Origin of the sequence: Vibrio sp. RE86 (assembly GCF_013114545.1) — a bacterium.
Classification (GTDB): domain Bacteria; phylum Pseudomonadota; class Gammaproteobacteria; order Enterobacterales; family Vibrionaceae; genus Vibrio.
In genome coordinates this window covers 16,640-36,071 of sequence record NZ_VTXI01000004.1, presented here as the reverse complement: position 1 = coordinate 36,071, position 19,432 = coordinate 16,640, and the positions used below count along the sequence as shown (strand labels likewise).

13 protein-coding genes, 1 other RNA gene and 1 pseudogene are annotated in these 19,432 nt (G+C 44.2%); all 15 read left to right on the top strand.

The window, feature by feature from the left end:
- Positions 1-60 precede the first annotated feature (60 nt).
- Positions 61-157: signal recognition particle sRNA small type (gene ffs, locus F0231_RS05365), an RNA gene on the top strand.
- Between the two features lie 165 nt (positions 158-322).
- Positions 323-670 (top strand): annotated as a pseudogene (cas6f, locus tag F0231_RS05360) (type I-F CRISPR-associated endoribonuclease Cas6/Csy4); the annotation flags it as partial.
- Between the two features lie 890 nt (positions 671-1,560).
- Positions 1,561-2,412 carry a hypothetical protein gene (locus F0231_RS05355; protein WP_171758692.1) on the top strand — a complete coding sequence of 284 codons (852 nt, stop codon included), beginning with the start codon at positions 1,561-1,563 and terminating at the stop codon, positions 2,410-2,412.
- Between the two features lie 175 nt (positions 2,413-2,587).
- Entirely contained in the window at positions 2,588-2,944 is a 357-nt protein-coding gene (locus tag F0231_RS05350) for a hypothetical protein (protein ID WP_171758691.1), read from the top strand.
- Between the two features lie 5 nt (positions 2,945-2,949).
- Positions 2,950-3,687, top strand: a complete 738-nt coding sequence (locus tag F0231_RS05345; protein WP_171758690.1) for a hypothetical protein — start codon at positions 2,950-2,952, stop codon at positions 3,685-3,687.
- A 964-nt stretch (positions 3,688-4,651) separates the two neighbouring features.
- On the top strand, positions 4,652-6,274 hold the full coding sequence (locus F0231_RS05340) for an ABC transporter substrate-binding protein (RefSeq protein WP_171758689.1): 1,623 nt from the start codon (positions 4,652-4,654) through the stop codon (positions 6,272-6,274).
- A 138-nt stretch (positions 6,275-6,412) separates the two neighbouring features.
- Positions 6,413-7,333, top strand: a complete 921-nt coding sequence (gene oppB, locus F0231_RS05335; protein WP_126573324.1) for an oligopeptide ABC transporter permease OppB — start codon at positions 6,413-6,415, stop codon at positions 7,331-7,333.
- Positions 7,334-7,348: 15 nt separating this feature from the next.
- Positions 7,349-8,251: an oligopeptide ABC transporter permease OppC gene (gene oppC / locus F0231_RS05330; protein ID WP_171758688.1), complete on the top strand. Its 903-nt coding sequence runs from the start codon at positions 7,349-7,351 to the stop codon at positions 8,249-8,251.
- A gap of 50 nt (positions 8,252-8,301) precedes the next feature.
- Positions 8,302-9,273 carry an ABC transporter ATP-binding protein gene (locus tag F0231_RS05325; RefSeq protein ID WP_253825734.1) on the top strand — a complete coding sequence of 324 codons (972 nt, stop codon included), beginning with the start codon at positions 8,302-8,304 and terminating at the stop codon, positions 9,271-9,273.
- Positions 9,270-10,262, top strand: coding sequence for a murein tripeptide/oligopeptide ABC transporter ATP binding protein OppF (gene oppF / locus F0231_RS05320; protein ID WP_301337897.1), 993 nt, complete (start codon positions 9,270-9,272; stop codon positions 10,260-10,262). Before F0231_RS05325 ends, oppF begins: the two co-directional genes overlap by 4 nt.
- A 189-nt stretch (positions 10,263-10,451) precedes the next feature.
- Positions 10,452-10,931: a prepilin-type N-terminal cleavage/methylation domain-containing protein gene (locus tag F0231_RS05315; RefSeq protein ID WP_171758686.1), complete on the top strand. Its 480-nt coding sequence runs from the start codon at positions 10,452-10,454 to the stop codon at positions 10,929-10,931.
- Positions 10,921-11,442, top strand: a complete 522-nt coding sequence (locus F0231_RS05310; protein ID WP_367613462.1) for a pili assembly chaperone — start codon at positions 10,921-10,923, stop codon at positions 11,440-11,442. Before F0231_RS05315 ends, F0231_RS05310 begins: the two co-directional genes overlap by 11 nt.
- A complete protein-coding gene (locus F0231_RS05305) occupies positions 11,442-12,245 on the top strand; it encodes a PilW family protein (RefSeq protein WP_171758684.1) in 804 nt (267 codons plus the stop codon). The genes F0231_RS05310 and F0231_RS05305 overlap by 1 nt, the downstream gene beginning before the upstream one ends.
- Positions 12,220-12,621 (top strand): MSHA biogenesis protein MshP, encoded by a 402-nt coding sequence (locus F0231_RS05300; protein ID WP_171758683.1) that lies wholly within the window; start codon positions 12,220-12,222, stop codon positions 12,619-12,621. The genes F0231_RS05305 and F0231_RS05300 overlap by 26 nt, the downstream gene beginning before the upstream one ends.
- Complete coding sequence (locus F0231_RS05295; protein ID WP_171758682.1) at positions 12,618-19,379, top strand: DUF6701 domain-containing protein; 6,762 nt, start codon at positions 12,618-12,620, stop codon at positions 19,377-19,379. The genes F0231_RS05300 and F0231_RS05295 overlap by 4 nt, the downstream gene beginning before the upstream one ends.
- Positions 19,380-19,432 lie beyond the last annotated feature (53 nt).

Here is a 19,432-nt window from a genome sequence, read left to right as displayed (position 1 = left end):
AGGATACTTGATAATCCTCATCACTTCTTAGCGACGCTAAGAAAACAGAATCTATGGAGGCCCTGGTCCTCCCGCAACAATAGCTCGTGAACTCGGTCAGGTCCGGAAGGAAGCAGCCGCAGCAAGTGACTTGTGTGCCGGGATGTGGCTGGGGCTTCCACCCATTTGAAGCCTGCAATATATGTTCGCATAAATTGCAGGCTTTCTTCATATTTGCACCATAAGTCTTCATAGTCTATTTTTTGTTGTAGGTTTACAACAAAAGTGATTTTGCTATGTTCGACCAAACCAAGAAATCATCTCACGTACACAACATCTGTAATTTGATATCTTCAGTGTATGTGAAGTGCCAGACACTGCGGTTGAGGTGAGGTTTGTTCGTAACCAAACGATCGGAAAAAACTTTCTGGGGTCCAAGAAGCGACGAATCAAACGTAGTATGGCTAGAGCCGAATTATCTGGTGCTGGTTCATCATTACCAGTCACTAATGAAGAGCGTGTTGTCGATAGCTTCCATCGAATACCAATCTCCAGCGGTTCATCAGACCAATATTATATTTTGTTTGTGCAAAAAGAGCTTGTTGGTGATTGCGTTGCAGCAAACTTTAACAGCTATGGTTTAGCAACCAATCAAGAAAGAAGAGGGACGGTACCTGAGTTACGTTTTTGACCCTTTTTCTAAAGCTCTTTTTGAGAGAAGTAAAAACAGGAACTTACAGAAGTAAGAAGAAAAAGGGTATTTTGGTGAATTGTGACTTTAAGCACGCAGAGTCAGAAGGTTAGAGGCTATATTTTACGGTGTCCTGCAGCATAGGTAGCTAAGGAAAGTGACGAATTGAGTAGCTATGCCGAGCTCTTTGTGTCCTGCCGCATAGGCAGCTAAGAGTAGGTCTGGAAGAACGCAACCTAACTGCTGAACAAGCAGATAATAATCGAAACCATTGAGCTTCGGCTTGATGGTTTTTCTTTTGTGCGTAGGTAGTAGCAAAATTCCATAGAATGTTGTAGGTCGTATTGAGTATTGCTCACCAAAGAGTGAGTTTGGATGCTCTTTGACCACAAATAAAGGTACACAAACACATGGCATTTTCTAGCTCGAAAATGCCCCATTCCGCGCTTGCAGCTATTCTCCACATCAAACTATAGCGTGCCATTTGACCTAACTTTAGTAACGACCCTATATTGGTATTACTAGAGGAAATCGAATAAGGAGTGACGAAACGGCAAGGTGTCATGACTCACATTTACCCATCCTGTAGATAACTCAATTCTGCTCTAAACTTCGCTAGCATCAGATCGAACTTGATAATAAATCGCGCGTTTTAGGTTTTTTCCTCATGTTAAAAAGTCTAACTATGTAGCCAAATGTGCTAACCCACTATAAACAATCCTTGATGGTTACGGTCTAACCATGTCTCTTAATCGCGAGGAATTGTGATTAAAAAGCGGTCAAAAGGGACGTTTTTACTGCCACCTATAAAGAATGCTTACACATATATATGGGCAAATACACAATATGAAACTACGGTTATATTGACCGAAATTTGTAGGAACTTATTTATGCGCAAATTAGTTGTGATGTATGTGTCATTGATCGTGTTAGTTGGCTGCTACCCAGAAATAGAATGGTCAGATGCAAATGTAGAAGTAGATGTTTCAGTTTTAGACAAGGAAGAAGTGGAACTAACCATTAGCAATTTGCCAAAGGTAGCTAACGTAGGTTTTAAACTTAGTGACGAGTTAAGTGAGATGGTTACTGTTTCTCCTAATGAGATTGCTGAGCCGGTTCCGAACACTGAGTACTCCATCAAGTTGGTGATATTCCCTGAATCAGATAGTCAAGTAGGTACCCAAGTAGGGGAGCTACAGTTATTGGTTCTGAAAGACGAGAATAAAACCATAGCATTAACTCCACCTTTAAAGATTGTAATTAATGTAGAAGACCCTGCATTGGTTGATTTGCCGCCAGAACCAGACCCAGATGACAACAACGCCACTCTCGAAGGAATAGATAGCGACAATGACGGGGTTCGTGACGATGTGCAGCGTTATATAGCTATAGCTCATGCAGACAATGAGGCAATCAAACTATCCGTTATGAAATATGCAGAAGTCCAGCAACGGATGCTGATTGATTCATACTCTGAGGAAAAATCGATTCAAAATTTTATAGACTTTCAAAAATCATTTATGTGTATGTTCTACGTTACAAATGATTTTGAATCCTCTTCGAAAAGAGCATCGAAAGTTAAGTCGATGATGAACAACACGCGAGAAAGGACTCAGGCATACTTTAGAGCAGAGGAACAATTGGCAGGGAAATCACTACCGAGTGTTACATCTGAGGATATGTCTACATCTTGTGCATTTGATGTCAACAATGTAGAAGGAGCCGCACTAAGGAGACGATAAGACCTGTTGGTTTGTTTGTCATATTAGCGCTATTTAGTTCAAGTGCACAAAGCCTCGAAGTTGAAACATGTAGTGTTGGGTTGTCTGTATATTATGGAAATGGGGTGCTGTCTACTGACAATGAAAAAGCATCACTGCGTTGATAGCTGCTCTTGATCCCCAAGTAGAAAGAACTATGTTAGAAGGGTATGTTGACTATAAGTTTGCTAAGAATAAAACGGATGGGTTTGGCGGAGATTTAATTGAAGCGATAGTTCAAAAATACAGCTTAAAGTTCGATACAGTTTGGGAAATGCTGAGTGGTTTACAGCCTGTCCCAGATGAGGTTCAGTCTTACGCCACAAGCGAGCTAGAGGAATACATAAAGTCCTTGTCTGTTGAACCCTCTGACTTAGCACAGCACATAATTGATTATAGCCAAGACATTTCTCAAGGACGTAAGGTATTAGTGGTTGCGCATTCTCAAGGAAATTTTTTTGCAAACCAAGCATATAACCTATTGGCAGATATTCATAAACCTAGCTGGGGGTAGTGGCAGTGGCCAGCCCCGCAGACTATGTAGCTGGCGGAGGGTCTCACACGACACTATATGGCGACTTACTGGTTTTAGTTCAACGTTTAATCGACCCCACTATATTACCTCCAAATACAAGCCTCGAAGGAGTTGGTGATGAGGATTGGACCAAACATGGCTTTGTTGATTCATACATGGCATCTGGTAGTGAATCACGCAATAAAATCACAGATGATATTCTGGAGCACTATAAGTCTTTGTACTTTGACGCCGAAGTAGTAAAAGAGTTCGGAACTGGCGGAGTAAGGTTAACTTATACTTTGAATGAAAATCCTGACAAAGATTTTCATGTCCTAGAAGCCGCCAATGAAATTGAAGATGTCACCAGAGACAAAATCATTGATTTCAACAATCCTGATGGTTTTGGTTATGTTAGTGCCAGTGGTGGGAATAGGACTGATACATATCATTTGCCTTGTCAAAATATGCAAGCAGGAGATTACAGATTCTATGTGTCTGTACAATCAGAATTTGAAACTCAAGAATCGAATCTAAACATCGCGACTCCTTTTGATGAGAGGGATGGATTCCATCGTCAATGTGGAGAATGTCTGATTGGTGATGGTTATTTTAATAAAATTCATGAACTGGCAGTTATGGGAGACGCTTTAATGGGTTACACGTATCATTTAGATGAAAACTTGTCGATATTCTGGTTTGAGTTAGGATCCATCGACGAGGACTTTAGATCTACTCGATAATTCTGTTGAGCTTCAAGCTTGCTGTAGTGCAGTCGGTAATCCTTTAAAACGAGGGGGATACGCGCGATACAGAGTTTACTCAAACCATGATTTGTTTACATAACTACTCCAATGTATTTTGTCCAGAACCTTCAAAGATGGCATTTCGTAACTCAGAAATGTCCAAAAGTTTGTTACACACATGTCGATTATATTTGTGATCACCAAGCGATTCTGTCTGCTAGAGGATTAATTGGATCGTGGTAAATTTACTACTTTGAATCTTAGTCGTTGTTCAAATTTGCAGACTTTCGATGCAATGTTATGCGAACTTATATTGCAAATAGTATTGCAAGTCTTTGATGGCTCGTTCGAGTTATGCTGACTTGTATTGCAAGCATCACCATTTAAAACGCCGCTTTTATTAGCGGCGTTTTGCTATCTGGCGTTCAGCCAATCCTTCACATTTTTCAAAGTTATTACATTCCGCCGCCTAAACAGATTACGCCTATAGTTTCCCGCTTTTTTATGCATATTGGGAGCAAGGCACAATGTGGTGTTTCAGCGAGTGATAGAGTTCACAGAACGTCAGTTTGTCGCAGATAAATGTAGGTTAATGTTAACTATATTGCATAACTTTTGTTAATTTTCCGTACAATATCTAGCATAAGATGCTACATATAAGTGTCTTATTAGATTAAATGGCACTTCAATCTGTATCGGTCTAATTTGACGATTTAATCAACTGGTATTTTTCTAAAATATAGATGTTTTTACCAATATGTTGATGGAATTAGCGAATTATACGATTTTTTGCTACATTTTTATGGCAAATTGCTTCAATGATTGATAATGTGTGCCGCAATCTTTGTAAGGTTTTAGTTTTTTGTGCTCACTTTTTAAGCTAAATAAAGCTAAATCACTACCGTTCGAGTGAACTTACAAAGAAGTCATGGATGCAAATGAAAAACTTGGAGTTTTACACATGTATAAGAACAAAATCACTCAAGCCCTTCTTCTAGGTGCTGGTCTGGCAGTGGCCGCTACTTCAACTATCGCAGCAGAGGTTCCAGCAGGAACTGAGCTAGCAGCAAAACAAGAACTTGTTCGTGGTAACGGTACTGAAGTTGCAACAATCGACCCGCACAAATCTCAAGGTGTTCCAGAATCTCACGTGATTCGCGACCTACTAGAAGGCTTGGTGAACCAAGATGCGGAAGGTAACACTATCCCAGGTGTTGCGGAATCTTGGGAAACTGCAGACAACAAAACTTTCACTTTCCACCTACGTAAAGACGCAAAATGGTCAAACGGCGATCCAGTAACTGCTGGTGATTTCGTTTACTCATTCCAGCGCGCGGTTGATCCAAACACAGCTTCTCCATACGCTTGGTACATGGAATACACCAAGATGGTTAACGCTAAAGACATCGTTGCTGGCAAAAAGGACAAGTCTGAGCTAGGTGTTAAAGCAGTTGACGACCACACGCTAGTGGTTGAGCTAGAAACTGCAGTACCTTACTTCGTAATGATGATGGGTCACACTACAGTTAAAGCTGTACACCAACCAACTGTTGAGAAGTACGGCGACCAGTGGACTAAGCCAGAAAACTTCGTTGGTAACGGCGCGTTTGTTGTAGACAAATGGGTTGTTAACGAGCGTCTAGTGCTTAAACGTAACGAACAGTACTGGGACAACGACAAGACAGTACTTGAGCAAGTTACTTTCCTACCAATTGAAAACCAAGTAGCTGAAATGAACCGCTTCCTAGCGGGTGAAATCGACTTCACTAACGAGCTACCTGTTGAGCACTTCAAGCGTCTGAAGAAAGAACACAACGAATCTGTTTCTGTAACAGGCAACCTGTGTACTTACTACTACATCTTCAACACGAAGAAAGCACCATTTGACGATGTACGTGTTCGCCAAGCGATCTCTTACGCTATCGACCGTAACATCGTGACTGACGCTATCCTAGCGCAAGGTCAGAAACCAGCTTACTTCCTAACTCCAGAGATCACAGCGGGTTTCAACCCAGAAATGCCAGCTTACGGTCAAATGAGCCAGAAAGAGCGTAACGCTAAAGCAGCTGAGCTACTAGCAGAAGCAGGTTTCGGTAAAGATAACCCACTTAAGTTTAACCTTCTTTACAACACATCTGAAAACCACAAGAAGATTGCTGTAGCACTAGGTTCTATGTGGAAGAAGACACTTGGCCTACAAGTTACGCTTGAAAACCAAGAGTGGAAAACTTACCTATCTTCAAAAGATTCAGGTGACTTCGAAGTTGCACGTGCCGGTTGGTGTGGCGACTACAACGAGGCGTCATCTTTCCTAACTCTAATGAAGAGCAACAACACAACTGGTGGTGTTCACTACGATAGCAAAGCTTACGATGACATCATGACTAAAGCGATCGGCGCTAAGTCTGATGAAGAGCGTCAAGCACTTTACCTAGAAGCTGAGAAGCTAATGGCTAAAGACATGCCTATCGCACCTATCTACCAGTACGTGAAATCACGTCTACTATCTCCTAAGGTTGGCGGCTTCCCAGGCGACAACCCAGAAGAGAAGATCTACTCTAAAGATCTTTACATCATCAAGTAATTCTTGAACTGATAGAACTATAAAAATACAGGCCTGCATGTGAGAAATCGCATGCAGTGCCTTTCTACAACTTAAATTCGAAGAAATTTAGTTGTTCCCTTTCATTTTTTAACTGTCACAGACTGAAAGAGTGAGTTTATGCTTAAATTCATCGCTAAAAGGATATTTGAGGCGATCCCAACCATGTTGGTTCTGATCACCGTATCTTTCTTTCTCATGCGTTTCGCACCGGGTAACCCATTCTCGAGCGAGCGTCCATTACCACCAGAAGTTATGGCGAACATCGAGGCAAAATACGGCCTAGATAAGCCAGTATTCGAGCAATACACAACTTACCTAACTAACGTTATCCAGGGTGATTTTGGTCCTTCATTTAAGTACCTTGATTACACAGTAAATGAGCTAATTTCGGTTGCTCTTCCTGTATCGGCGAAAGTGGGTTTTATTGCCTTTATCTTTACGTTAATCATGGGGGTCACAGTCGGTACCATTGCCGCTCTGAAGCAGAACACCTGGATTGACTATACAATCATGTCGACGGCGATGCTTGGTGTTGTAATGCCATCGTTCGTACTCGCACCAGCCCTTATCTACCTGTTCTCTCTTCACTGGAATTTATTCCCAGCAGGTGGTTGGCATGACGGTAGTTTCAAATATCTCGTGCTTCCAGTTATCGGTATGTCACTGCTTTACGTTGCAACATTCGCACGTATTACCCGTGGTTCGATGATTGAAACACTGAACAGTAACTTCATTCGTACAGCGCGTGCGAAAGGTCTAAGTTACCGTTACATCATTCTTAAACACGCACTTAAGCCTGCGCTACTTCCTGTTGTTTCATACATGGGCCCAGCGTTCGTAGGTATCATCACAGGTTCGGTTGTTATCGAAACGATCTTCGGTCTACCGGGTATCGGTAAGCTGTTCGTAAACGCAGCCTTTAACCGTGACTACTCGCTTGTAATGGGTGTAACCATTCTGATTGGTTTCCTATTTATCCTATTCAACGCGATTGTAGATATTCTACTTGCAATGATTGACCCGAAAATTCGCTACTAACAGGGACGTTTGGTTATGTTAACGAAAAAAGAAAACCTAGAAGCGATTGAGAAATTCTCTGAGAACTTAGAGATTGAAGGTCGTAGTCTATGGCAAGACGCTCGCATCCGCTTTATGCGTAACAAAGCGGCGATGGTGAGCCTATTTATCCTCTTCATAATGACAATGGCGGTTATCTTCCTACCGATGATGGCGCCTTACGCATTCGATGATACTGACTGGTATGCGATGCACGTCGGCCCTAATGCTGACCACTGGTTTGGTACCGACAGCTTAGGTCGTGACCTTTATGTACGTACACTGATTGGCGGCCGTATCTCCCTAATGGTGGGTGTAATGGGTGCCTTTGTAGCGGTATTGATTGGTACGCTTTACGGTGCGGCGTCAGGCTTCATCGGTGGTAAAGTTGACCGTATCATGATGCGTATCCTAGAGATCCTTTACGCAGTACCGTTCATGTTCCTAGTTATCGTACTAGTAACGTTCTTCGGTCGTAACATCATTCTTATCTTCGTTGCTATCGGTGCAATTGCTTGGCTAGATATGGCACGTATTGTACGTGGTCAAACACTTAGCCTACGTAGCAAAGAGTTCATCGAAGCAGCACACGTTTGTGGTGTAAGCAAGTGGAAGATCATCACTCGTCACATCGTTCCAAACGTACTGGGTATTGTTGCGGTTTACTCAACGCTTCTAATCCCAAGCATGATTCTGACTGAATCATTCCTATCATTCCTTGGTCTTGGTGTTCAGGAACCAATGACAAGTTGGGGCGCACTTCTACAAGAAGGTGCTCAGACAATGGAAGTAGCAATCTGGCAGCTAGCATTCCCTGCAGCGTTCATGGTTGTGACTCTATTCTGCTTCAACTACGTTGGTGACGGTCTGCGCGATGCGCTGGATCCAAAAGACAGATAACTAGAAAGCAAACAATTACAAAATCTAGAATAAAGATTAAGGAAGCAATGATGAGCTTATTAGATGTCAAAGATCTGCGCGTCGAATTTACCACGCAAGATGGTATTGTAACCGCAGTAAACGATTTGAACTTCTCTCTGAACCAAGGCGAAACTTTAGGTATCGTAGGTGAATCTGGTTCAGGTAAGTCACAGACAGTATTCTCTATCATGGGGCTACTGGCGAAAAACGGCATTATCTCTGGTAGTGCTAAGTTTGAAGGTAAAGAGATTCTGAACCTTCCTGAAAAAGAGCTAAACAAAGTTCGTGCAGAACAGATCGCAATGATCTTCCAAGACCCAATGACGTCACTGAACCCTTACATGAAGGTAAGTGACCAGCTGATGGAAGTGCTTATGCTTCACAAAGGCATGGGTAAAGCGGAAGCATTCGAAGAGTCTGTACGCATGCTTGAAGCGGTTAAAATCCCAGAAGCTCGTAAGCGTATTACTATGTACCCGCACGAGTTCTCAGGCGGTATGCGTCAGCGTGTAATGATCGCAATGGCGTTGCTATGTCGTCCTAAGCTTCTGATTGCCGATGAACCAACAACGGCACTCGACGTAACCGTTCAGGCTCAGATCATGGACCTTCTGAACGAACTGAAGTCTGAGTTTAATACTGCGATCATCATGATCACGCACGACCTAGGTGTTGTTGCGGGTTCATGTGACAAAGTGCTAGTGATGTACGCAGGTCGTACAATGGAATACGGCACAGTAGATGAGATTTTCTACAACCCAAGCCACCCTTACGCTGAAGGTCTTCTAAAGGCTATTCCGCGTCTGGATACAGAAGGTGAGATTCTACCAACGATTCCTGGTAACCCACCTAACTTACTACGTCTACCGCAAGGTTGCCCTTACCAAGAACGTTGTCACCGTGTAATGGACCGTTGTAAGCAAGAAGCACCAATTTTGACTCCATTCGGTGATGGTCGTCAGCGTGCATGTTTTTCTGAATGGGAGGCTTGGAAAAAATGAGTGTAGATAAAAACCTAATCTTAGATGTAAAAGATCTTAAAGTTCACTTTAGTATTGCGTCAAAGTCAGCTTGGCCATGGTCTAAGCCTGCAAACCTTAAAGCCGTAGATGGTGTTGATGTTCGTCTATATGAAGGTGAAACACTGGGCGTAGTAGGTGAGTCTGGCTGTGGTAAGTCAACATTTGCTCGTGCAATCATTGGTTTGGTTGAAGCGACAGACGGTGACGTAATGTGGTTAGGCCAAGATCTAACTAAGATGCAAGAAGTTCAGCGCCGTGAAACGCGCAAAGAAATTCAGATGATTTTCCAAGATCCGCTTGCATCACTGAACCCACGTATGACTGTGGGTGACATCATCGCTGAGCCTCTAGAAACGTTCTACCCTGAGCTTTCTAAGCAGGAAGTGAAAGATCGCGTTAAAGAGATGATGGCGAAAGTTGGTCTACTGCCAAACGTAATCAACCGCTACCCACACGAGTTCTCTGGTGGTCAGTGTCAGCGTATCGGTATTGCTCGTGCTCTTATTCTTAAGCCTAAGATGATCATCTGTGATGAGCCAGTATCAGCACTTGACGTATCGATTCAGGCTCAGGTTGTTAACCTGTTGAAAGAACTTCAGAAAGAGCTAGGTCTTTCATTGGTATTCATCGCGCACGACCTCTCTGTTGTTAAGCACATTTCTGACCGAGTGTTGGTAATGTACCTTGGTAATGCCGTAGAGCTTGGTGAGTCTGACGCGCTATTTGCTGATCCAAAGCACCCGTACACTCGTGCGTTGATGTCAGCAGTGCCAATCCCAGATCCAAAACTTGAGCGCAGCAAAAAGATTGAGATGCTAGAAGGCGATCTTCCTTCGCCAATTAGCCCTCCATCAGGTTGTGTATTCCGTACTCGTTGCCCACAAGCAACTGAGGCATGTGCTCAAACCAAACCTCGCATTGAGGGTAGTGATGTACACGCGGTCTCTTGTCTGCATGTTAGTGTTTAGTCACTAGATCATAATTCAGCCTGTGACGGGCTTAAGCGCGGCATCCTTCTGGAGTCGCGCTTTTTTTGTGCAGTAATGGAATGGCATTTCGTTATGGTGTATAGTTCGGTTGAATAAAATGCAAGAGAAACATATAACTAAACTGTAAGTTTATGTTAGGTTTCTTAATTAGATACAGGTTGCTTTCTAGTGCGTCGTTCTGGTTTTACATTGGTAGAGCTGATCATCACCATTTTGATACTTTCAGTCATTGCGGTGGTGGCTTATCCTCGCCTTCCTTCCTTTTCCGGTTATGCCCTTGATGGCTATTGTTCCGAGTTGAAATCGGGGCTACGTCGCGTTCAGACCCAAGCAATGAATGATATTGCCGCGAGTGGGGCTTATAGCGTTACGTCATCCAATATTGGTGGTGTAGTCTCCTGGTCGCAACCAGAGCTTAACTTAGATTCCAGCCCAGACTGTGTCGGCCCAAGCTGCTCTCAAATAATGAGATTCTCTGAAGAAGATACGAGACGTGGCGTTACAATAAACAGCCAGTTCATTAGCTTTGATAACTTTGGTCGCCTACTCAATAGTTCGGTTTCAAATGCGACGTTTACGATTGATGCGCCCAGTGGAGAAAGTACCAGCGTCACTATCAATCTAGAGGGCTACATTGGTGGTTGTTAACTCAAAAGTGAATGGTGGCTTCACTCTGATAGAAAATATCATTGCCATCTGCTTAATGGGCTTCTTGATGTTAGCTTTCTCCGCGTTCCTGGCTCCTCAAGCGGTGACCACGGCAGATACTCTCACTCAGCAGCGCGCTTCCCAAATCGCCAATTTGTTATTGAAAGAGATGTACGCTCGTCCATTTGATGAAGTGAATATTGAACGCTTAGGTCGCTGCGACACCGATTGCACGGCTGCTAACGCATTACAAAGTGAAGTTGGGGAAGGTAACTTACGTGACGATTTTGATGATTATGACACCCAAAACCAGTGGGTCGATATAGAGCAATACGCACTGTTTCTTGATGGGCCTTATGAGGGCTTTGCGGTCAATATTAACGTGGAGTATGTCGATCAAGATTGGAACCCAGTCAACATAGTGACGTCATCAAAACATGTAGAGATTCAAGCGCGCCGCGGTGACAACGGGCAAGTACTCGAGTTTCATGCGTATAGGAGTAACTTTTGATGCGCTTTTCGAAAGGCTTTACGTTAGTTGAAATGGTCGTCAGTCTGACTATTTTGTCTGTAATTACACTTGGGTTGATGAATTTTGGCGTTTCAAGCTCAGTTTTGTATGTCGAATCAAAGCACAGACTTGAAGCACTAGAAGAGGCGCGTTTTGTTTTGGCTCGCTTTGAACGAGAACTGGCGAATACGATGCCATTAAGTCCACGAGTGCTCAATGACGGGCGCTGTATGGAGTACATACCGCTGCTCTCTGTCACGGAGTACAACCCGGATTCGTTTGACTTGAACATCGATAATTTCTCTACGGCGGTCGAGCTAGCCTCTCCATTGCCGAACGAAGTTTTGCAGGCCTGTCAGACACAAACATGTCGCGCGAGCATTCACCCGAGTAGTACGCGTGCACTCTACCTTGATCCTGATGTCGATGAACAAACCTACGATATTGACCCAAGTTTTATTAGCGCTCAGAGTCTGGTTCTCAATGATCCCATCTTCTCTAGGCCAATCAGTGCGACGAATCGCCTTTTTATATACCTACCTAACGCGGCTCAGATGTGTGTTGAAGACACTCAAATTCGCTATTACCCCCAGTACTCTCTTGATTTTCAAGGCTTAGGGCTTTCAAACCCTGAAACGTCACATACGTTTGCCGTCGGAGTCCAAGAGCAAAACAATATCTTTGATATCGGCGTGGATGCTAACTATTCAAACATCGCGTCTATTCACTTCGAGCTAGCCATCAATAACGGTGCTGAAACCGTGGAGTTTATGCAAAATGCGCAAATCCTCAACAGTCAATAATAAGCAAAGAGGCGGAGCGATGCTGGTCATTCTTGTTATGACCGTTGTTGTGATGTTCTTTTCAGCACAATTGATGTCGATGAACGTTCAAGCAACGCAGACAAACACTTATGAAGTGCTCAGCACCCAAAGTTATTGGGCTGCTCGTTCAGCGATGGAGCGAGAAGTGTTTACTTACTTTCCTAATGATGGCACTGCAGCCGCGACATGCCCAGTGCCGACCTTGCGTGATTTAAACATTGCTCAAATCCCAGGTTGCGATGTGACTATGCAGTGCGAGCCAAATGGAGATGCGATCAGATTGAATGCCATTGCCGTTTGTTCAGAAGAGTCGTTTCGAGTAAGCCGCCGAGTAGAAGTGGAGATTAGACCGTGAAGCACGTTTTACGAATTTTATTGCTTCTAATACTGGTACCTGAATCGTATGCATATACGGTTGGTGGGTACCTCTTCGAACATTACAATTTTGGTGGAGTACAGAAAAACTTCAACCATCACTCTACCGATATGGTTGCAATGTCACGTCGTGATATTCATCTAGAGCTCGTCGGGGCAGATTCATATTTCAGTCGATATTCTTCCACTGGTCGAGATGGGTACTTCTACTTTTATAATATCCCGAATGGAACCTACATCCTGCGGTTACGCTATAGCTGGGACAACGACAGTGATGGCGAACTTTACTCAGAAAGGGGAAATTGCTATGACTGCATGCCAATTCAAACGTGGCCTTATTTAACGGAGTCTTTTCAACGTTATGTCACAGTAAATGGTAGCGATGTCTATGACGCAAATATGGGCTTTAATTACAGCTCCGTTATCAATGAGAACGATGCTGGTACGGGGTCTCTCCGTCAATTTTTAGTCAACTCTCAGTCATTGACTTCAGGTCGTGATGCTAGCGAACTCACCAAATCGAAACTTCGTCAAGAAGGGCACACCGTTGGCGTAGACAACGCGATATTTGCTAAACCAATCTCGAATATTGAGATCGATTCTCCGCTAGAGTTCATTAATTCAGAAAGGACCTATATCGATGCTCGTGTGCTCCTTGATGGACCGCGACCACTATCAATAAACAATTTTAGAGAAGAGCCTTTAAATAGTGATTACGGACTTCAAATAACCGATAGCGATGCCTTCGCTATAGCGGGTATCAATTGGAATCGTTTTGATGATGCTATTTACGTTCGAGATAGCAGTGGTGTGCAGCTCGTTGATAATAGCTTCAATGACACCCGAGACTCTGGCGTCATTATCTACGATAGCCAAGAGATAGTCGTTTCTGACAACCTATTCAACAATACGGTAAATAGAGAAGATCATAACGAGCAAGCTGCGGGGCTATACCTTTCAAACTCAGACAAGGTGACTGTGCTCAGAAACCACTTTGTGGACACCGGAGATGATCATGTCTCTGATGGAGACCACCAATGGCATGCCTCTGGTGTTCGAGTCTTGTATGGTAATGAAAACAAGATAAGCCAGAATACCTTTCAAAATACCAAAGGAATGGCGATTGACTTGCGTTATAACGACGCGATTGGTTATAGAACCCCAAATGATGATAAATATAATTGGGCTGCTGATGTCAGTAACTATGCGATTGACTATCCTGAGTTCAGTTCTGCAAACTCAAATGGAGAAGTAATCGGTCGTGTGAGGTTGGATAATATCCATTACTCTTATGCAGCGTGTGAGCAAGATTACGAAGATCTTACCGTAGAAATGTATTTGGCTTCAGGCAGCGCTACAGATTCAACAATTGAAGGAACGGATTATCTAGGGCAATGTGGCTTAGATAGCCAAGGCCTTATCGTAAATTGCTCTCTCAATACCTCCTTGTTGACCCCCGCAAGTAAAATAACTGGCATTACTATAGACAGTTGTGGCAACACTTCAGAGATGGGACAAGCAATCAACGTTGAGGCATCTAGTTACGACTACGGTGATGCTCCAAATGAAGATCTTGCGACAGGTTGGGAAGAGACTCGTTTCCCTGTTATGTCAGCCGACAATGGTGCCCGTCATGCTATCGATGAGGATGTTTGCCTTTACCCAGGTGTGGTCGCCTCATGTGCATTTAGTCTTGATGAGGAGAACGACGGTCAGCCGAGTCGTGATGCCTCTTTAGATCAGGAAGATGATGGCGTTGAGTTTAACCCTCATAATACTGAACTGCTTGGAAGCCCACTTAATGTTTTGATCACTAGCTACTTTGATGAAAATGGCGTGGAGCAACCTTATGTGAATGAGCTAGTTGTAACTGCATCTGAGAAAGGCTATGTCTCTGTCTGGGTTGATAGAAACCAAGATGGTAGCTGGGATGGGTTTGAGCGCAACAAGCAGTTCATTTCGGAAAAGGTGATTGATAGCGTTAAGGTAAAGGCGGGGCAAAATCCGTTAGATCTTGTTCTGTCGGCATTCGATGTTCATGGAGAGAGCTGGGTTCGTGTTCGTTACTCTACCGATGAAGACTCTGTAAATGATCCGACGGGAGCTGCGTTTGATGGAGAGGTCGAAGACTATCAAGTGTGGGTTGCAGCACCTTCAATGGGTACTGCAGGGTGTGAAGCGGGTCTTCAAAACGGTTCGTTCGAAATTTTCTATACCGAAGATGGGCATAATGGCTGGGATACTCCAGAAAGCTCAGTAGCGGGGTGGTCTATTTTCCAACAAGATCCTACGCTAGACCCTCACTCAGCACCTTTTCCACAGCGTAGAAACCATATTGAGTTTAATGTTTACAACGCCTACGTCTATTCCAAGTCTTCTGATGGGTCGAGTAACGTTGCCGAAATGAACGTGTACCACCCAACGGTGATGTATCAAGATGTGGTCACCGTTCCAGGCGAACGTATTCGTTGGAGCTTTGACTATTCAAATCGTACTTACCCGGATAGCTACGACAACGATCAAATCTCTCTGATGTTCGGCTCACCCGATCAAGATTTGGTCACTGAGCAGGTGATTGACGGTAAAGATTATTGGGTTCATCACTCAGGAAGTTATCAAGTACCCGCAGGTCAATACGTCACTCGTATCGCCTTTAAGGGTAATAAGCCAGTCGGCGGTTCTAGTGGTAATATTCTGGATAACGCAAAATTCGGCTGCGAAGTGGGCCTCGACTTTGGCGACCTTCCTCAACACTTTAAGCGAGTATCGAATAACAAAGCGGAACTAGTCATCAACGACAGTCGTAAGGTCGACCCTAACTTGTACATCGGCTCAGAACCTGCGGATGTGGAAAGTGAAGCAAAAACATCTGATTTTGCGAAAGGCGATGACGCCGATGGATTCAACGATGAGTTTACTTTCTCTACACCGCTCTATTTAACTCGCGGTGACAGAATTGAAATAAAGGGTCTCCCGGTAAAAAATACAACTGGTCGTGATGCAGTACTAAAAGCGTACCTTGATGTTAATGGCGACTCTAAGTTTGATAGCAGCGAAGAAACCAGTGTCACTTTGTCTTCTCAATTGGGGGCTCAATCTGTCGATGTAAGCTGGGACTTTAGTGGCGCATCGTTTACTTCGAATACTCAAACCTTCCTTAGACTTGAGCTCACAGGCACAGGAAATTTAGACCACCTTGGTGAAATTGAAGATCACTTAGTCTACCTCGTTGACGACAATATTTTCCCGCAGCCAGGTCGTTGTGATGGTTTTGTTCAGGTTAAAGAGGCGAGCAACAACGGTGTCTATCAATATGCTAAGTGGAAAGCCAAAGGTGGGGAGATTGTTATTGACGAAATCAACGGTAATCTCAACGTCTCCGAGATAAAGGCGATTGGTGTTAGCCAAGTTGACGGTTTGACTTATGGGGTGAGTTCTCAGGGTTCAGTGCCACATAAATTGTATATTGCCGGCCAAGAAGCAGGGGCAGAGTTTAGCTACTTAGCGGATTTAAAAGCGGCCTACGATGGTGTATATATTGAGTCGGAAGACGGTGATATCTTCACCTTTAACGCTGGAGACCGACTCTATTCAGATGCAAAAGTTGGCGACAGTGGCAAACTCGGTCGTGCTAATGCGGGTGATGTGTCACCAGATGGTCGTTATATGCTGATCTCTCGCTCAAGTTGGCATTCCATAGTAAGAGTTGAATTGGCGACTGGCGCGTTTGATACGATCCAACTTGGTTTAGATCAAGGCAAGAGTGCACCTTGGAGTGCGGACTTTGCGTTTGATCTGTCTGGCCAATCACCTAACGTAGTCTACGCACTGGATCAGAATCTAAAGAACCTTTATGAGATTAATATCCTCACCGGCTCTATCGATAAACATAAACTGACCCTCAAAATTCCAAGTGACCCAGATTTTGATAATCCAGAGTGGCCGCTAAAAGATTCCTCAGGTAAACGTTCTTCCGGTGGTTTTGGCATCAACAAGGGTGGCATTTTGTTTGCCATGACCAATGGTGGTCTGCACGACCTAAACCAAGATGGCGTCATTGATGACAGTGAAAAGCAACAACCGTCAACCGCGCTATATTCAGTAGATATTGCCAGTCGCACCATCCAATTTGAGATGAAAGGCGAAGAAGAGAAAACAACCAGTAATGATGCTGGTGGTTGTGCGATTCACGCTGATTTTGGTGATGTTCCCGAAGCGCTAGAAGGGAATAACCCAGCAACCCACTTAGGCACCAATGAAAGCATCAAACTTGGTAGTACCTGGAGTGCCGATTTAGGCCCTGGCTATGATGATTTCGCTGCCTCCGATTTATCTGATGATGGTGTGGTGTTTAAAGATAGCGCGGGCCGTGTTGTCGATATTGATAACAACCCATTGACCCCCGGAAAACAGTATTCACTCTATTTGAATCTAAGTGGTGGTGGCTCATTTGCGGCTTGGGTCAGCTGGGATGCACAACATTGGAATAAGCTACCAACTGGTCTTCGATTTACTGTGCCAATGGACAGTTCACGCGGTTACGTTCGTGTACGTTATTCTTCTGTAGAACCAGAATCAGCTTACGGTCAACTTAATGATGGTGAAGTTGAAGACTACAGCTTCGAAATCGGCAGTACACTCAATGGTCTTACAGTTAACGCACCAAGTTCGCCCTTGACGTGTGAAGTGGCTCAATACCAAGTGATATTGGATGTAGACGGTGGCAATCTCTCTCAAGACGTAAACGTGAATGTCGGTTTTGAAAACGCGCCAAGCCAGTGTTGGTTCGATGCGTCAGCGTTTAGCCGTGGACAAGAGCTGGGTAAAGCACTGTGCCGTACAGGGAGCAAAACCTTATTGTTCCAGCCGGGGCAGTCGTTAACACGCACTATATGGGTTGCGACGGATTCTGAGCTTGAAAACATCACGCTAGTTGCGACCGAACAAGACTTAGGAACAGCGAAAGAGAGTGCTCGCTTTACCAAAGAAGGCTTTAAGATCGTGCCACTGAATGCGCCCAATCATTACAAAGCGGGTGAAACATTTGGTTTGCGTGTCGAGAGAAAAGTCGCATTGGATGATCAGCCTCAATGTATCACTGACCCTGACTATCAAGGCGCCAAAACCTTCCGTTTTGAACATCAAACCGATACTCATAAAGGAAAGTTACGACTTGATGGAACAGAGATTGGTGATGGTACATCTGTGACCTTGAACTTCAATGCTGGTGCGAGTGAAAACATTGAGAGTGAGTACTTTGAGTCAGGCTATTTGAATGTTTTGGCGGAGTATACCCCTGAGCAAGGTAATACTCGCTATGCGTCGCTTGAATCACTGCTCCACTTCAAACCGTATGCGTTAGTTGTGAGTGATGTAAACGGTGATGATACAAATAACCCGATAGACTCACTGAGCCCATTCTTACCTGCGGAGACAGAGTTTACTGTGCAAGTGACGGCCGTTGCTAAAGGTCATACTGCAACTGACCCGTTGATTACGCAAAACTTTGATGCAGCGTTGGCAAACACTGAAGGGTTCTTGGCGAATGTTGTCGTGCCAAATTCACAAGTTGGATCCGCAAGTGACTTATCGCCAAGCGCTCCCAATACAAAAGTGTTTAGCCAAGGCCGACTTGAGAATACCTTTGAATATGGCAACGTAGGCACAATTTCAACCCAGTGGTCAGTAGACAGCTATGATGGCTATTCTGGATTAAGCGGCTTCCTCAATACGCAGCAATCAATAGAAAATGGTGGTCAGCGTTCTGAGATAGGCTACTTCTACCCAGCAAGGTTCGGTTTAACCAGCGAATTTTCAGTGCCAACAACAAGAGCAGACAATGGTGAACCTTGGACTTATTATGGTCGCCCTAATGTCACAGTTGATGTCGAAGTAGAGGCCCATGGTGCTAACGGTGGTACGCTGAGTTTTTACGATACTGATGTGTTAGAGGAGTCCGAACTTCCGAGTCTTGCAACGAACAACCTCTATTTTAATGATGACCTTCCGACGTGTTTAACCGACCAAGGTGTGTTGCTTGACAGTAGTAATAGCGCTATTGATTTTGCACAGCAATGGCAAGGAGGTCGTTGGTCTTTAGACAGTGAGAGTTATTACTTCGGGCGTGCCGAAGAGTGTTGGCAACAATTGGATGATGTGAGCTTACTCATGGACTTTACCAATCTAGATGACTCGCCGCTGGTCGATATTACCGGAGCTACCTTAGACAATGAGGCGTTGGAACTAGGGCAAAATATCGATGTTCGATTTGGGCGTCTGACCTTAGTCGATGTGGCTGGGCCAACAAACCAAAGACTGCCAATGGCGATGAACATCGAGTATTGGGACGGTGAAGCCTTTATCTTGAATGATTGGCATAATGAAGCTGCAATATCGGTATTAGGTGATTTCCCTGATATTGATGATCTAGACCCACAACCAATGGAAGTGGGTGGCTCTGCGCCTGAGATTATCGAAGGGGCGCTAGAGTTAGCTGAGCTTTCTCAAGGGCTCGCGGCAACGCTGATCGGAGGCTCAGAATCAGGCAGGGTGGAGCTACCTTGGGCATTTAGCCAAGGGGCCGAGAACTGGCTTGGTTATTGTTGGTATACCATCGAAGATGAGATGGATGTGTGTGGCGATGTTGCAAGCTATCAACAGCCGCCAATCTCAACCGCGACGTTTGGAGTCTCTCGTGCTTCAGATAATGTCATTTATATAATGGAAAGATTCGAATAACCCTATTCAAAATATTCGAACATCAAAGCCAACGTTTTCTACTTATCAAAACG

Excerpts from the sequence above, each read along its gene's own strand:
- F0231_RS05355 (WP_171758692.1), top strand. The coding sequence starts at position 1,561 with ATGCGCAAATTAGTTGTGATGTATGTGTCATTGATCGTGTTAGTTGGC.
- F0231_RS05350 (WP_171758691.1), top strand. The coding sequence starts at position 2,588 with ATGTTAGAAGGGTATGTTGACTATAAGTTTGCTAAGAATAAAACGGAT.
- F0231_RS05340 (WP_171758689.1), top strand. The coding sequence starts at position 4,652 with ATGTATAAGAACAAAATCACTCAAGCCCTTCTTCTAGGTGCTGGTCTG.
- oppB (WP_126573324.1), top strand. The coding sequence starts at position 6,413 with ATGCTTAAATTCATCGCTAAAAGGATATTTGAGGCGATCCCAACCATG.
- oppC (WP_171758688.1), top strand. The coding sequence starts at position 7,349 with ATGTTAACGAAAAAAGAAAACCTAGAAGCGATTGAGAAATTCTCTGAG.
- F0231_RS05325 (WP_253825734.1), top strand. The coding sequence starts at position 8,302 with ATGAGCTTATTAGATGTCAAAGATCTGCGCGTCGAATTTACCACGCAA.
- oppF (WP_301337897.1), top strand. The coding sequence starts at position 9,270 with ATGAGTGTAGATAAAAACCTAATCTTAGATGTAAAAGATCTTAAAGTT.
- F0231_RS05305 (WP_171758684.1), top strand. The coding sequence starts at position 11,442 with ATGCGCTTTTCGAAAGGCTTTACGTTAGTTGAAATGGTCGTCAGTCTG.
- F0231_RS05300 (WP_171758683.1), top strand. The coding sequence starts at position 12,220 with ATGCGCAAATCCTCAACAGTCAATAATAAGCAAAGAGGCGGAGCGATG.